The sequence below is a fragment of the Sphingopyxis sp. 113P3 genome, assembly GCF_001278035.1.
In the GTDB taxonomy this organism is placed as follows: Bacteria; Pseudomonadota; Alphaproteobacteria; order Sphingomonadales; family Sphingomonadaceae; genus Sphingopyxis.
Window position 1 is genome coordinate 1,010,388 of sequence record NZ_CP009452.1, and the last position, 13,844, is coordinate 1,024,231.

The window sequence follows — 13,844 nt, forward strand, 5'->3', positions numbered from 1 at the left end:
GCCGCCATGGGTCGCTATGCCGACAATGGACGCCGCGCACGCATTCGCGCACGACGTCACGCAGGTGCAGGATCTTGCAGGTTTTTCCGACCTGCTCGCCGAACTTTGCGGCCGGCTCGGCTGTCGCTGGTTCGCGCTCAGCCATCATGTCGATTTTCTTGCCGCCCCAGCGCGGGGCGTGCGGATCCATAATTATCCCGACGAATGGGCTTTGTGGTTCGACCAGCACCGCCTTGGCCTTTCCGATCCGATCCACCGCGCGAGCCGCCGCGGTCTTGCGGGCTTTTTCTGGCACGATTACGCGCGCTTCACGCAGCGCCGGGCGAGCGACGAAATCATATTGACCGAGGCGCGTCGCCACGGGATCGGGCCAGGATTGACGGTGCCTGCGCATCTTCCCGGGGAGGCGCATGGATCGGTGTCCTTCGCCTGGACGCCGGGCGGAGTTCCGGATCCGCAATCGCTTTGGTTCGCGCGAATGATCGGAGGCCTTGCGTTCGAGGCAGCGCGGCGCCTTGTTCATCCCGAGATTGCCGCAACGGGTCCAAGGTTGACCGAACGCCAGCGTGAGTGCCTGATATGGACGGCGTGCGGCAAATCGGCATGGGAGACCGCGACCATCATGGGGCTGCGCTATGATACGGTGAAAGAGCATCTGCGTAACGCTCGGGCGCGCTACGATGTGACGGGCTGCACGCCGCTCACCATTCGGGCGCTGTTTGCCGGCGATATCTGTTTCGGCGATCTTGCCGGGCTCTGACACCCCCCGATCGTGGTATGGCGGCGCGCCGCCATGTTCTTCAATTGGAGGGCCTCTTTTCAACAAGGAGGTCTTCCATGCTGCTGATTGTCGATTCTTCTAACCGAGCGCATGCGCACCATGCGCTCCGCACCATGTTCGAGGCGCGCAAACGGGTCTTCATCGATCTTCTCAAATGGGATCTGCCCGCACTCGCAAATCGGTTCGAGATCGATCATCTCGACGACGAACATGCGATCTACCTTATCGTGACCGATGGGGAGGCGAACCACCTTGCCTCCGCACGGCTGCTTCCGACGACCCGGCCCGCCCTTCTCGATAGCCTCTTTCCCTGGCTCGTCGCGGGCGAAATACCGCAAGGTCCGGGGGTCTTCGAGATTACGCGCTTCTGTCTTGCGCCCGAGATCGGTGCGAGCCGGCGACGGGCTGCGCGCGATGCGTTGCTCGCCGGGCTCGTCGATTTCGCGCTCGACAAGGACATTCATAGCTACACGGGCGTCGCTGAGCTGACCTGGTTCCGCCAGATCCAAAGTTTCGGCTGGGACTGCCGCCCGCTCGGCATGCCGATGCTGCATCGCGGGAGCGCGCTCACCGCGCTTCGCATCGATATCGATCGCGACACGCCGGCGCGCCTCGCCGCTGCCGGTATTGCGCCCGCTGCCGCCCCGGCGCGCGCGGCTTGAGGGAGGGCGGAGATGTTCAAGGATCGAGCGCGTAATCTCGTCATGCCGCAAAGGCCCCCTGCCTATCGGAAACTGGCGGACGAGGGCTATGTCATCCTCCGCGAAGCGCTACCGGCGCCAATGATCAAGGCGCTTTCTGCAGATCTTGACGCGCACTTTGAAGCGACGCCCTTTTGTCAGGGAAGCTTTTACGGCGCGCACACGAAGCGTTTCGGGCGCCTCCTGATCCGCTCGCCCCATATGGCCGCGCTTGTCATGCACCCCGACATTCTGGCGCTCGCCGAAGCGGCGCTCGGGCGCTGGTGCGATCGTCTGCAGCTCAACCTTACCCAGGCGATTGCTGTTCACCCTGGCGCGCTCGCGCAATTTCCGCATCGCGACCAGGACATGTATGGGGGCGCGAAGGGCGAGACCGAATATCTGATCAATGTGATGTGGCCGCTCACCGCCTTTACCGAGGCGAACGGCGCCACCCGGATCTGGCCGCGCAGTCACGGCGCTAAGGCGCTCGGCGAAGAGCCGAAGGGGGCGAGCGCGATTGCCGAGGCGGAGCCAGGCGACGCAATCATCTTCCTCGGATCGGTGCTTCACGGTGCCGGCGCCAACATCAGCCGCGAGGTGCGCCGCGGCATCATTGTGAGCTACTGCCTGGGCTGGCTTAAGCCCTATGAAAACCAGTGGCTGGCCTATCCCCCCGAGATCGCGCGGGACTTTTCAGCCGAGCTCGCCGCGCTTGTGGGCTATGCGCACCACCGGCCCAATCTCGGCAATTTCGAGGGCCAGTGTCCCTCGGTGCTGCTGCACGGACAAGCCGACGTCCCGCTCGCCGCGGTCGATGCACTGCGCCCTGACCAGGAGGCGCTGCTCAACGATTTCGTCGCTAGCCAGCGCGCTATGGAAGAGAGCGGAGGTGCTGCATGAGCCCGGGCGCGACGATGCAAAGGGTCTATATCGAACTCAAGGCGCGGGTTCTTGCAGGGACATTTCCGCCTGGGTCGCGCCTTGAGCCTGCGCAGCTCGCCCCATCGCTGGGCGCAAGTGCTACGCCGGTACGCGATGCGCTTCATCGCTTGGCAGGCGAGCGCTTGATCGAGAGCTGGCATCAGGAGGGCTTCCGCCAGCCCATACTCGCCGAGGCTGATCTTTGCGATCTCTATAGCTGGGCTGCAATGCTCCTGGCGCTCGCCCTCAAGGACCGCCCGGCGCATCAGGCCGCCGACGGGCTCTTCGAGCTGGAAGAGCGGACAAGCTATGGCGAGGCCACCGAGTCGCTCTTTCGGACCATAGCAATGAGCGCGGACAACCGGGAACTTCGCGGCGCGCTCATCAACGCGATCGAGCGAAGCCAGATTCTGCGGCGCGCTGAAGTGCGGGTGGATCAGGCATCCCGGGGCCTTCTTGCCGCAATGGAAGAGGATTACCGCTTCGGGCGCTGGACTGGATTGCGCAGCAAAATCACAAGCTTCCACCGGCGCCGCGTCAGACAAGCGGGGCGGATCGTCGCCGAACTCAGGCCGCGCACTGATCCCCTCCGATAATATTGAGCCAATAATCGACCGATCGGAGCTGTATAAAATTCCTATACGGGCCGCGGGTCATAGTTTCGACGGTGCCGCAATCCTGCGGTACATGTGAAAGGAAGCACCATGGAACGCGAGAATGACACTGTCGAACTGGGCTCGGCGAGCGCCGACACTCTCGGCAACTTCGGCCCTCCGGTCGAGATCGGCGGCCACGAACTGCCCGCCGGCATTGACGTCGAGTGAGCGAGTGTTCCGGGTGTCGTCCTCGCCGAGGCCGGCACCCGGATCCGGTTCGTGAAATGGGATGGACTCTCGCACCAGGTGTCGGCTTCTGCATAGCGGGCGATGAAATAGTCGTCCTGGATTTGCAAACTGACCGCTATCTTGCGCTTCGCGGTGAGCTGTGCGCCGCTTTCCACCGACTTCGGGCGAACGCTCCGAATGATAGCGATGAAATGACTGGAATTGTTGGGACCGGGCTCGTCACTCGCTGCAATGGGGCGACGGTCCTCGAACCGCCTGCGGTTGTTGTTCCGCACGCGGATCTTGAAGGCTCCCTGCGTGTGCGGTCCGGTGCGCGAATGGCCCTTTCGGCGGTCTGGCATCTAAACTGGGCTCGAAGGGCGCAATCTTCTCATCGTCTGGCAAAGACCGTTGCCGACCTTTCCAACCGGAAGCGCATTTTGCAGGGCAGCGCTGATGAGGAGGACATGACCCGCATCGCGGCGTGCTTCGCGTCTGTCCGAGCGCTCGTTCCCATCCGCCCCCGCTGCCTCCTCGACTCGCTCGCATTGCTTCGTTTGATGCTTCGTCGAGGGCTTGCGCCAACTTTGGTATTTGGTGTGCGGCTGGAACCCTTCGCCGCTCATTGCTGGCTTCAATCTTCCGAAAGGGTTCTGACGGGCAGCGTCGATGACGCCCACAATTTTAAGCCGATCCTGGTCCTGTGATGAATCGCGGTCTTCTCGCCGCCTTGGGCGATCCCGGCCTTGTCGCCAGGGTAAATGGGGCCGCAAGAGTACACGGGCTTAAGCGGATCGAATTTGATCGCGACTTTCATCTCTTTGCGGGACCGGGGCTACACCGCGAGCGGGTCGGAGACGGCGCGGTCATCCTCGGCGAGTGCTTTCCCCCGCTGTCGGGCAGCTGCGATGCGGGCAGCGGCTGGGGGTCGTGGCTTTCCTTCCGCCTAATAGCGTCGGGATCGTTGGGAGTGGCCCGCGCTGCGTTGACTGGTCTGCCGCTCTACTGGGCGTCTTGTGATGCTGGTCTGGTGTTTTTTTCGCACCTTGAGTTGGCGCTCGCCGCGGGCATTGCGCCGTGTCTCGACATCGACTTTCTTCGCCACCAGCTTGCCTACCAAAATCTGAGAACAGAGCGCACTGGGATTGTCGACGTCCGTGAGTTGCTTCCCGGAATGAGCCTTGTCGCATCGAACAAGGATGTGAAAATAAGCTGTGACTGGTCGCCTTGGCGCTTCGCCGCGTTGGCGCATTCACGTGGCAGCGCCGCGCTCGAAATCGAACACACGATCGATGCCTGCGTCGCGGCCTGGGCGGCGAGCCGGCCAGAAATACTGCTTGAACTTTCAGGCGGGCTCGACAGCTCGATTGTGGCGGCGGCACTTTCCGCTTCGGGAGCGCGCTTCGGCGCTATCAATGTAGCGACATCAAGCCCCGACGGTGATGAGCGGCGATATGCGCGGGCGGTCGCAGCGTGCCTCGGAATAGGGGTTGCTGAAGTTCTCCATGCCCCTGGAATCGACGATCTGGACCAACCCCCCGCCTTTCCAAGCCCTCGCCCTTCGAGTTTCGGGGCGCTGTTGGGTGTTGATACGGCGCTCGGCTCTGCCGCGTCAGCAGGCGCCAGCCTGTTCAGCGGCATTGGCGGCGACAATGTCTTCGCGCTGAACCGCTCGGTCGCCCCCGTTCTTGACGCCCTTCAATTGCGGGGCCCCGGACAGACCGCACTCCTGTCCCTCGTCGATCTCGCCCGCCTGGCCAATGTCAGCGTCTGGCACGCGCTCCGCTTGTGTATGCGGCAATGGCGACGCGGGACTCCAGCCACCTGGCCGCGAGGGGAGGATTATGTGCCGCCCGGCGCCTTGGCAAGCGAACCCTTTTCGCATCCGTGGGACGCTGGGGCCCACCAGGCGCCATACGGTAAACGGCTCCAGGTACAAGCAATCCGGCGGATACTCGACTTTCTTGATCGACCGGCGCGCTGGTACGACCGTGATGTCGTTGCGCCGCTGCTCTCACAGCCGGTTGTCGAACTCTGCCTTTCGATTCCAAGCTGGGATTGGATCGCTGGCGGACACGATCGGGCTGCGGCGCGCGCGGCCTTCGCGAACCGGCTTCCCTCCGAGGTTGCGTGGCGGCGAGGAAAAGGACGGCTCGAGACGATGTGCGCGCAAATTTTTATTGGTCAGCGGGCGACAATCCGTGAGCTTCTCCTCGAGGGCCGCCTTGCGCGCGAGGGGTTGGTCGACCGCGAAAGGGCGGAAGCCTATCTTGCACGCGATAGGATTGATGGCGACTATGACTATTTCCGGCTTCTGGAGCTCGCCGACATCGAGCGCTGGATCGCCTCGCTACCCTGACTGTGAGGCTCGGAGCCAAGTTTGGACCAGCGGTGATATTGACTCGCCTTTTCAGGGTCGGGATCGACATAATCCTGCAGCCAGAAACGGAACCAGTCGAGGTTTCGCTGATAAACGGCAAGCTTCTGACGCGGCTCGGTCTTGATATGCGACGCAAAGGGGAATGCATGTGCTTCACCCATTTGCGAGGCAGTAAGCCGCGCGATGAGCTCGGGTGATTGTCGCGCTTCCTGCTCGGGCATCTGCATGAGAATTGGCACCTTGATTTTATCGACATTGAGCGCGGGGGATAGAAAGCGCCAACGCACCGGGTCTGACCCAGGGGGGCCAAGGTTCCAATAGTGGTGCAGGTTGTTCCGGAACATGTCCCGGCCAATTCCCGCGTTGAACCAATAATAGGACGGTTCGAGCTGGACCGACGCAATCGACGCGGCTCGAAGCAGATCGCTGTGGATAGCCACCCACATCGTGACCTCGCTACCGAAACTGAGGCCGCCCATCCCGACGCGCGTGGAATCGACGAGTCCTCGTTTGTGGAGCTCTGTAATCGCGGCGCGCACAACCGCGAGCCCCAACTCGTAGCGCGCCTCGGGCGCGTTGCCCGGATGGGGTAACGAATTGATGCAGAGCGCGGCGATGCCGCTCGCGGCGAGTGCGCGGAGGGGCCATTCATCGCCGAGCCCCCCGCGCAAATAACCCACGCAGCGATAATAGGTCACGAAAAGCGGCAGCCGCCCGGGGATCTTCGGGCGCACGAGCCAGCCCGACGCGCGGCTGCCGCCCACCGTCCAGTCGATTGCTTCGGTGAGAAGTTCTGGCTGGTTCGGTAGCTTGTTTGGCTGATCGAGAATCTGCTGGGTACCATCAGCGAGATCGATACGGAGGAGATGCGGAGGTGTTGCTGCATTCTCGGCGACGCAGAAAAGGGCATTGGTCGAGGGCGCGCAGGAAGTTCGCTCGTCACGTCCGCCTGTCAGTGTGCCATCGCTTGCCGCGAGCTCTCGCAGCGTCGGCGCCGCGGGATCCCACAGAAAGATGCGCTGGCGCATGCGGCGGTCCCGCGTCGTCAGCACGAGCCGACCCTCGGCGGTCTCGGCCCAGCTCCACAGTCGCTCGTGACCGGGTTGATGACACGGCTCCTCGTCAACGCAGATCGAATGCGCCGCTAGCCCGGCACGTGCGCGTGCCGGAAGCGGCCGTGGCGGCGCGGACGTGAGTTGCCGTGCTTCGCCGGGGCTTGCCTTCCGGTCGACGTCGGTCCCGGGAACGTGGACCAAGACTTGACGCTCTTGGCGCGCCAGCAGCGGCTCGCGGTCGAACCAGTTGCCACTCAAGCGCTGGCTCGCGGGCCGTCCGGCGATTATCGCCCCGCGGTAGAGGGTCTGTGCAAGATCGACGCGAGGACCGATCAAGATACCAGTATCTCGCTCGCGCTCTTCTGCGCGAACAATCTCGGCGCGCGAGGGTCCCACCTCGTAGATGATGGAGCCGTCCGCTCGAACCGCGAAGCGCTCGATGTCGCTATCGACGAGGAGGAAGGGTGCGAGAGTGCCGCCCCCGGGGGTCGCCGTCCAGAGTCCGGCAGTGCCGTCCACGCGCGCGACCAGGTAGAAGCGACTGCTGTCGCCCGCCCACTTCGCGGCGCCCGGCTCGATCAGCCCTGTCCCGTCCCAACTCGCCGCCCCGCCATCGCCTATACGCACCGGAGGTTCGCTTCCGTCGGTTTTCACGAGGTACCAGGCGAGATCGATTCGACCCGTTACCGTTGAGGGACGCTCGCGACGATAGAGGAGCCAACGTCCGTCCGGAGACGGGTGGAGGCTTGAGAAGTCGGTCATCTCGACAAGCTCACGCGGACTCGTCTGCGCCAAGGCTGGTGTGGCGACAAGCAGGAATGCCATCGCCCAGCAAGAGCAGTTCACCATCGGACCTTAGCCTGCAGCGATATCATGCGCCCGATCGGGTTCGCCTTCTCCGGGTCATAGGCGAGCGCCGACGTGTTGGTCCGGTTGTTCACATATGGCGGATCCTTGTCGAACAGATTGAGTATCGAAAGAGCCAGAGTGACCCCGCGCGTATCCGCATCGCCAATTTGCTGTGAGAGCGTCAGGTCTGCCGTCGTCCATGGCGCGACCGCTTCGGGGATCGCGGGAATCTGGTTGCGGTATCCGCCGGTGTAGTTGACGAACACCGTCGCCGCGAAGCCGTCCTTGGACCAACCGGCGCGGCCGCGGAGCCGCCATTTTACGGGGTTTGCAAATGTTCCCACGACATCGGCCGGCGCTGTGCCCGGCGTGAGTTGACGATCGATCTTCAGAATCCTGCTTCCACTGAGGCCGAAATCGAGCGCGGCGCTCCCGAACCGCGGAGCATAGCCGACGTCAAAGTCGAGCCCGGTCTGGTGCACCGCAGAGAGATTGCGAACCTGGCCGTCGAGAATCGCGTCGACATCGCCTGAGGCAAGGCCGAGCGGATTGGTGAAGGTCGGGAAGTTAAAATAATAATCGACGAGCTCAGGTGACGGATTATCAATGACCACGCCGCCGAACTGCCCGCGATCGGTAAGGAAGCGGGCATAATCTTCACTTACCGATCCGATGCGGTCACGATAATCGACATTATAATAGGTGAACGATGCTTTAAGCGCCGGGATTTTACGCGGCGCAATATCGAACCCCGCCGTCCAGGTGGTCGCGCGCTCAGGTTTGATGTTCGGCCCATAGCCAAACAATGCGATGACTCGCGCGGTGCCCGACGGCGACGTAGGGTCTGCGACTGTAAGGGTGGTGTAGAGCGAAACCGAGGGACCGATAAGTTCGTCGAACGCCGGCGCACGGAACGAGGTGCCGTAGCTCGCGCGTAAAGCGACTCCCACCACCGGCTCCCAGCGCAGGCCGATCTTGGGATTGGTTGTGGTGCCGACGTCGCTATAATCCTCGATGCGTCCCGCGAGCGAGAGATCAAGGCGTCGCGCGCCGGGCATTTCATTCGCCTCGCCGATGAGTGGAAATAGCAATTCCGCATAGGCCGAACGGACATGACGTGGTCCGGGAAGTCCCCTGAGCGGCGTAAGGCGCGCCTCCGGAAAGCTGAGGTCATTGAATGTTGCGTTTCGGTACCGCTCGCGCCGGTACTCGGCTCCGATTGCCAAACGGGCATCCCCGCCCGGAAGTGCCATTAGGGGTCCGTCTGCCCTGATGGCCCCGGACCAGCTTTCATAGTCGTCGCGCGAGCCGATGCTACCGCGAATCTGGGCAATCGTAGCCCGACTGTTCGCGCTGCCATCACCGAAGACATTGAAAGAACTATTGGGGTCGGGATCCGCGATAGCTGCGGCAAGTCGGGATCGGTTGGGAATGTTGAGGCTGTCGCTGCGCCCTTTCTGGCGGCCATAGGCTCCGCCAAGCTGAATGCGCCAAGCGCCGAGCTGCCGTTCGAACCCGACTGCGGCGGTGATTCCTCGAACCCGGCCAGTATTGATTGGGGCTCCGAGGTCGTTTGCAAAATTATAGCTCACGGTTACCGGCGCGCCGGTCCCGATTGGGTCAACGTAAAATGGGTTCGTAGGCGCAACGCGAACTGGGCTCAGATATTCGCCGAGCCCGATCTTGCGGTAGCGACGCTCTACGGCCAAGAGGCGCGCATTGACGGTCAGATGGTTACCGACATCGAAAGATCCTGCTGCATAAAGGCTATGAATGCGCTGACGTGGCAGCAGATCGCTCGCGGAGCGCCGGTCACCGAGGTTGCGCGTGTCGGGCGCCAACTGGTCCGCTCGGAGCGCGCTGCCGTCCTGACCGGATGGAATCGCAAATGTCCGCCCGTTTTCGGCCGTAATCGTGCCCGGAACGGCGAAAAGGGAGCGATAATCCGGTCCGCCCCACCGGCTCAAATCTTCAGTGGCGAAAGAGCGATCCGCCGCGGCAAGCGCGCCGCGCTGGCTGAATTGATACGCAAGCACGAGATGCCCGCGACTCCAGCTCTTGCCGAAGAGCTGCGCAAACAGCGTCTCGCCGAGATCGCCGTCGGCGCTCCCCCTGCGCAGTGTGGTCTCGGCTCCCTCGAAATCATTCCGCAAGCGGATATTGACCACCCCTGCGACAGCGTCCGCGCCATATATTGCGGATGCACCGTCCGTCAGCACCTCCATTCGGTCGATCGCGCTCACTGGAATCAACGAGATGTCGGCAAAAACGCCGCCCAGCCCGCCGAGTGCGGGTCGGCTCCCGTCGATCAGTACCAGCGTCGAGGAGGGGCCCAGGCCTCGTAGATTTATGCTCGCAGCGTAGGTGCCGTCGGTTCCGGCCCCGTTGCGCGTCGTCGCACCCAGCGTCGCCTCGTTCGGGCCGCCGCCGAACGCTTGCGGAAGCGCCTGAAGTATTTGCTGCGCTGAATTCATACCGCTCTTCTCGATTGCGGCGCGATCAATCGTCGTGACTGGCGACCCGATGGGTCCGGTCCCCCGGATGCGTGTGCCGGTGACGATGATCGCTGCATCGGTGTCGTCGGCGGGCGCCGATTTGACCCGCAGTACGAGCGTGTTGTCGACCCGTTCGGCGACGAGCCCAGTCCCGGCGAGAAGCCGGGTAAGCGCCGCATCGGGTGAGAGGCGGCCGCGAACGGCGCTGCTGCGCCGTCCCTCGAGAAGCTGCGAGGCGGCGATCACGTCGCGCCCCGTGGCCTCGGAGTAGGCGCGCAGCGCATCGGCGAGCCGCTGCGCAGGGATATTAAATTCGGTCTCTGCGGTCTGTGCCTTGGCGGTGGGGGCGCTAAGCGCAAGGCAGCTTCCGGTTGCCAGCAGAGCGGCCATAAAAATCGGTTTCATCCATCCCTCCCTTGCAGCCATGTACGGGCTGTTCGGGGGGCTCGATGACGCTGGGGGCATTCACCCCCCAAAAATTTTTGTGGGCGCTCGAGGATCAGGGCGTCGGGACGCGAGATGACGACAAAGCCGAACGCTGCTGCAAGCTTTGCGTGCTAGCGTCTGACCGACGCCTTGCTCGGCCTTCAACTCTCTCGGCTGGCGCGAGAGCAATAATGCGCCGGCCCTCCGACCTCGCCTAACGGTCCCGAGCTGAAAGGACGACTTCTTGGTGGACGGCTCGCATCTAAGGCTTTGATCGATTGCACTTCAATCGAACGCTATTTGGCCTGCGATCTCGCGATTGGGAGCTTTGAATATTATCGCTTGCTCGAAATTGCCGATACCGAGCGATGGGTGCGTTCGGTCGAGGCGGAGTTCTCCTGACGACCGAGTTTTAGCCAGCGTCTATATTGTGCCGCTTTTGCGGGATCCGGATCAACGTCGCTGTTCAACCAAAAGCGAAACCAGTCGAGATTGCGCTCATAGACCGCGAGTTTCTGTCGAGGTTCGACCTTAACATGCGGGGCATAGGGGAAGATATGGGTTTCTCCCATGCGCGCGGTGGCCAGCCTGCTGACGAGCTCGATCGACAGACGGGCCTCCTGTTCGGGAAACTGCATCAGGATCGGCGCCTTGATCCGGTCGATGTTGCGCGCGGGCGAGAGCGCCTTCCATCGCGCGGGAGTTTCGTCGGGCGCGCCGAGATCCCATGTCTTGCGTAAGGTTTCGGCGAAGGTCTCGCGGCCGGGGCGCGCGTTGAACCAGTAATAGGCGGGCTCCATCTGGACCGACGCGATCGATATCGCCTTGAGAAGATCGCTGTGCATCGCCGTCCACATCGTAACTTCGCTGCCGAAGCTGAGGCCGCCCATGCCGACCCGCGCCGCGTCGACGATCCCGCGGTCCGCGAGGAGTTCGACCGCCGCCTCGACCGCGGCGGTACCGCGCGCGTAGCGCTTGTTGCCGCCTTCCCCGGGCACCGCGTTGACGCAAAGCGCCGCGATCCCGTGCGCGGCCATTGCCCTGAGCGGCCATTCGTCGCCGACCCCGCCGCGCAGATAGCCAGCGCAATTATAATAGGTGACGAAGAGCGGCAGCCGTCCGGGGATCTTCGGGCGTATCAAGACGCCCGACGCACGGCTGCCGCTCACCTGCCACGCGATCGTTTCGACAAGGAGCCCATCGCGGTCAGGATTGGGATAGGGGTTAGGAGAATCGATCACGCGCTTTTTGCCGCTCCAGTCGATCCGCACGAGGCGTGGCGGGATGTCGGGGGCGGCCTCGATGCAGAAGACGGCGCCGGTCACCGCGGCGCACGGGTCGAAATCGAATCGGCTCCCCGAAAGAAGCCCCGGGGACGATGCGAGCAGCTTCAGATCGCGCGTCGCGGCCGACCAGCTCAGAAGCGACTGGCGATAATCGGCGTCGCGAAGCGCGACCAGCGCGTCGCCCCCGGCGCGCGGCAGCCACCACGACAGGCGCGGCGCTTCGGCGGGGCACCCCAGCTTGGTCTTGCAGGCGCCCCGCGCTTCAACAGCGGTGCCGATATCGGTCGGGAGGTCGCTCGTGAGCAGCAGCCACGAAGGGGGCGGCGGCGCGAGAAGCTCGGCCTCGCCTTCGGTCGCCGGCCGGGCGCTCCCATCCAGCGTGCGTGTTTCGATCTTGCGCGGTAGCGACGCAAGCAGCGGGGCGCGGTCGAACCAGTCGTTCGAAAATCGCTGGCTCGATCTTCGCCCCCTGATGAGCGCGCCGCGGAACAGCGGCTGGCCGAGATCGGTCCGGCCGTCAACAAGGATTCCGGTCTCGCGTTCGCTCACTTCGGTGCGCGCAATCAGATCGCGCGGGGGGCCCTCGCTTATGACGAGGGAACCGTCCGCGCAGAATGCAAAGGCTTCGATATCGCCTTCGCCCGCGGCGATCATTTTGAAGCCGGAACCATCGACAGGACTCGACCAGAGAGCGAGCTGTCCATCGATGAGCGCGCGTACGACAAGGTGCCGGCTGTCGGGCGACCACTTGGCCTCGCCCGGAACGACTACGCCGGCATCGTCCCACCATGCCTCGCCGGTGCGGCCGAGACTGCGCGGCGCAGCCGAGCCATCCGCAGGCACGATATACCAATCGACGTCAATCCGGTTTGTGAGTGTTGACGGGCGCTCGATCCGGTAGGCGATCCAATTGCCATCGGGTGATGCGACTAAACCCGAGATATCGGCGATTTCGGTGATCTCGCGCGGCGTCACCTGGCTGGCTGCGGGCGACCCAGCAACCAGCAGAGCCATCAGCAGGGCGGCGCGGCTCACCATCGGATTACCGCCTGCACCGACATGATCCGACCGGTCGGGCTCGCCTTTTCGGGGTCATAGCCGAGCGCGGAGATCTGGCTCCTATTGTTTACATATGGCGGATCACGATCGAAGAGATTCTGGATTGCGAGCGCGAGCTGTAGGCCGCGCGCGTTCGCCGTGCCGGCCCCGGCGCCGATGCGCTGCGTCAAGGTCAGATCGGCCGTCATCCAAGATGCCACGCGGTCTATCGGCACGACGATCTGGTTGGTGTAGCCATCGGTATAGTTGACGAATGCACTAGGCCGTGGACTCATAAGCGTTGATCCAGAGGCGTGCTGAGAAGAGCTTGATGGCGGCGAGGAAGTTGTCGGCTCGCTTGTCGTATCGGGTGGCCAAGCCTCTGGCGTGTTTGAGTTTTCCGAAGAAGCGTTCGATCAGGTTGCGATATCGGTAGAGGAAGGTGCTGAACACAAAGCCCTGCCTGCGATTGCGCTTGGCGGGAATGTTGGCGAAGCCGCCTTGTGCTGTGATCCGCGCGCGGATGGCGTCGCTGTCATAGGCCTTGTCGGCGAGGAAGGTGCTGCCTTCCGGCACGGCGCCGAGCAGCGGATCAGCTTGTTTGCAATCGCTCGCCTGTCCTTCGGACAAGTGCAGCTGGATCGGCAGGCCTCGTCCATCAACCAGTGCGTGGATCTTGGTCGTCAAACCGCCGCGGGAACGTCCCATGCAGCGATTTGGGTCCCCCTTTTTAAGGTCGCACCGTGCTGGTGGACCCGGATGGAGGAACTGTCGATCATCACCAACTCGCCGTCGAAGGCATGGGAAACTGCCGTCAGCAGCCGATCCCACACACCGGCTTTGCGCCAGCGCACGAAGCGATTGTAGCAGGTGGTGTGTGGACCATAGCGTTCCGGAATATCCGCCCAGGGGCTGCCTGTGCGGAACCGCCACAATATCCCGTTGATCACCCGGCGATCATCCACACGTGGCACGCCCCGCGGCTTGTTCGGAAGCAGCGGCTCGATCACAGACCATTCGAAATCTGTCAGCTCAAAACGGCGACGCATCTCCAAGACTCCTTTCCCGAGCCTTGAATCAATCACTGCCGCCTCGCGCAACTCAGT

General features: G+C 63.2%; 12 protein-coding genes. 7 read left to right on the top strand and 5 right to left on the bottom strand.

Annotated elements, in window-relative coordinates; all coding sequences use genetic code 11:
• Positions 1–25: 25 nt before the first annotated feature.
• The 7 genes from LH20_RS04895 (at position 26) to LH20_RS04920 (ending at position 5,568) form a co-directional block, all read left to right on the top strand.
• The gene (locus LH20_RS04895) at positions 26–760 is read left to right on the top strand and encodes an autoinducer binding domain-containing protein (protein WP_053553262.1); all 735 of its coding nucleotides are present in this window, start codon (positions 26–28) and stop codon (positions 758–760) included.
• A gap of 77 nt (positions 761–837) precedes the next feature.
• On the top strand, positions 838–1,443 hold the full coding sequence (locus tag LH20_RS04900) for an acyl-homoserine-lactone synthase (protein ID WP_053553263.1): 606 nt from the start codon (positions 838–840) through the stop codon (positions 1,441–1,443).
• A 12-nt stretch (positions 1,444–1,455) separates the two neighbouring features.
• Positions 1,456–2,364 (top strand): phytanoyl-CoA dioxygenase family protein, encoded by a 909-nt coding sequence (locus LH20_RS04905; RefSeq protein ID WP_235527118.1) that lies wholly within the window; start codon positions 1,456–1,458, stop codon positions 2,362–2,364.
• Positions 2,361–2,981, top strand: coding sequence for a GntR family transcriptional regulator (locus tag LH20_RS04910; protein WP_053553264.1), 621 nt, complete (start codon positions 2,361–2,363; stop codon positions 2,979–2,981). The genes LH20_RS04905 and LH20_RS04910 overlap by 4 nt, the downstream gene beginning before the upstream one ends.
• A 108-nt stretch (positions 2,982–3,089) precedes the next feature.
• Complete coding sequence (locus LH20_RS23250; RefSeq protein ID WP_144423522.1) at positions 3,090–3,209, top strand: benenodin family lasso peptide; 120 nt, start codon at positions 3,090–3,092, stop codon at positions 3,207–3,209.
• A 56-nt stretch (positions 3,210–3,265) separates the two neighbouring features.
• A complete protein-coding gene (locus tag LH20_RS22770) occupies positions 3,266–3,916 on the top strand; it encodes a lasso peptide biosynthesis B2 protein (protein ID WP_083455306.1) in 651 nt (216 codons plus the stop codon).
• Positions 3,916–5,568, top strand: coding sequence for an asparagine synthase-related protein (locus LH20_RS04920; protein WP_053553266.1), 1,653 nt, complete (start codon positions 3,916–3,918; stop codon positions 5,566–5,568). Before LH20_RS22770 ends, LH20_RS04920 begins: the two co-directional genes overlap by 1 nt.
• Here the strand turns inward: LH20_RS04920 and LH20_RS04925 are convergent.
• The 5 genes from LH20_RS04925 to LH20_RS22775 all read right to left on the bottom strand — a co-directional run bounded on the left by LH20_RS04925 (position 5,511) and on the right by LH20_RS22775 (position 13,787).
• Positions 5,511–7,469: an Atxe2 family lasso peptide isopeptidase gene (locus LH20_RS04925; protein ID WP_053553267.1), complete on the bottom strand. Its 1,959-nt coding sequence runs from the start codon at positions 7,467–7,469 to the stop codon at positions 5,511–5,513. The genes LH20_RS04920 and LH20_RS04925 overlap by 58 nt on opposite strands.
• A gap of 17 nt (positions 7,470–7,486) precedes the next feature.
• Positions 7,487–10,393 carry a TonB-dependent receptor gene (locus LH20_RS04930; RefSeq protein WP_053553268.1) on the bottom strand — a complete coding sequence of 969 codons (2,907 nt, stop codon included), beginning with the start codon at positions 10,391–10,393 and terminating at the stop codon, positions 7,487–7,489.
• Between the two features lie 356 nt (positions 10,394–10,749).
• The gene (locus tag LH20_RS04935) at positions 10,750–12,738 is read right to left on the bottom strand and encodes an Atxe2 family lasso peptide isopeptidase (RefSeq protein ID WP_053553269.1); all 1,989 of its coding nucleotides are present in this window, start codon (positions 12,736–12,738) and stop codon (positions 10,750–10,752) included.
• Positions 12,732–13,034: a TonB-dependent receptor gene (locus LH20_RS04940; protein WP_053553270.1), complete on the bottom strand. Its 303-nt coding sequence runs from the start codon at positions 13,032–13,034 to the stop codon at positions 12,732–12,734. The genes LH20_RS04935 and LH20_RS04940 overlap by 7 nt, the downstream gene beginning before the upstream one ends.
• Positions 13,018–13,787, bottom strand: a protein-coding gene (locus LH20_RS22775) for an IS5 family transposase (RefSeq protein WP_144423492.1) whose coding sequence is annotated in 2 segments (ribosomal slippage) — positions 13,018–13,472 and positions 13,472–13,787 — 771 coding nt in all. Because the reading frame shifts where the segments join, the coding sequence is not laid out codon by codon here. Before LH20_RS22775 ends, LH20_RS04940 begins: the two co-directional genes overlap by 17 nt.
• Positions 13,788–13,844: the final 57 nt, after the last annotated feature.

Excerpts from the sequence above, each read along its gene's own strand:
- LH20_RS04905 (WP_235527118.1), top strand. The coding sequence starts at position 1,456 with ATGTTCAAGGATCGAGCGCGTAATCTCGTCATGCCGCAAAGGCCCCCT.
- LH20_RS04895 (WP_053553262.1), top strand. The coding sequence starts at position 26 with ATGGACGCCGCGCACGCATTCGCGCACGACGTCACGCAGGTGCAGGAT.
- LH20_RS04910 (WP_053553264.1), top strand. The coding sequence starts at position 2,361 with ATGAGCCCGGGCGCGACGATGCAAAGGGTCTATATCGAACTCAAGGCG.
- LH20_RS04940 (WP_053553270.1), bottom strand. The coding sequence starts at position 13,034 with ATGAGTCCACGGCCTAGTGCATTCGTCAACTATACCGATGGCTACACC.
- LH20_RS04930 (WP_053553268.1), bottom strand. The coding sequence starts at position 10,393 with ATGAAACCGATTTTTATGGCCGCTCTGCTGGCAACCGGAAGCTGCCTT.
- LH20_RS04920 (WP_053553266.1), top strand. The coding sequence starts at position 3,916 with ATGAATCGCGGTCTTCTCGCCGCCTTGGGCGATCCCGGCCTTGTCGCC.
- LH20_RS04900 (WP_053553263.1), top strand. The coding sequence starts at position 838 with ATGCTGCTGATTGTCGATTCTTCTAACCGAGCGCATGCGCACCATGCG.
- LH20_RS22770 (WP_083455306.1), top strand. The coding sequence starts at position 3,266 with ATGGGATGGACTCTCGCACCAGGTGTCGGCTTCTGCATAGCGGGCGAT.
- LH20_RS23250 (WP_144423522.1), top strand. The coding sequence starts at position 3,090 with ATGGAACGCGAGAATGACACTGTCGAACTGGGCTCGGCGAGCGCCGAC.
- LH20_RS04925 (WP_053553267.1), bottom strand. The coding sequence starts at position 7,469 with ATGGCATTCCTGCTTGTCGCCACACCAGCCTTGGCGCAGACGAGTCCG.
- LH20_RS04935 (WP_053553269.1), bottom strand. The coding sequence starts at position 12,738 with ATGGTGAGCCGCGCCGCCCTGCTGATGGCTCTGCTGGTTGCTGGGTCG.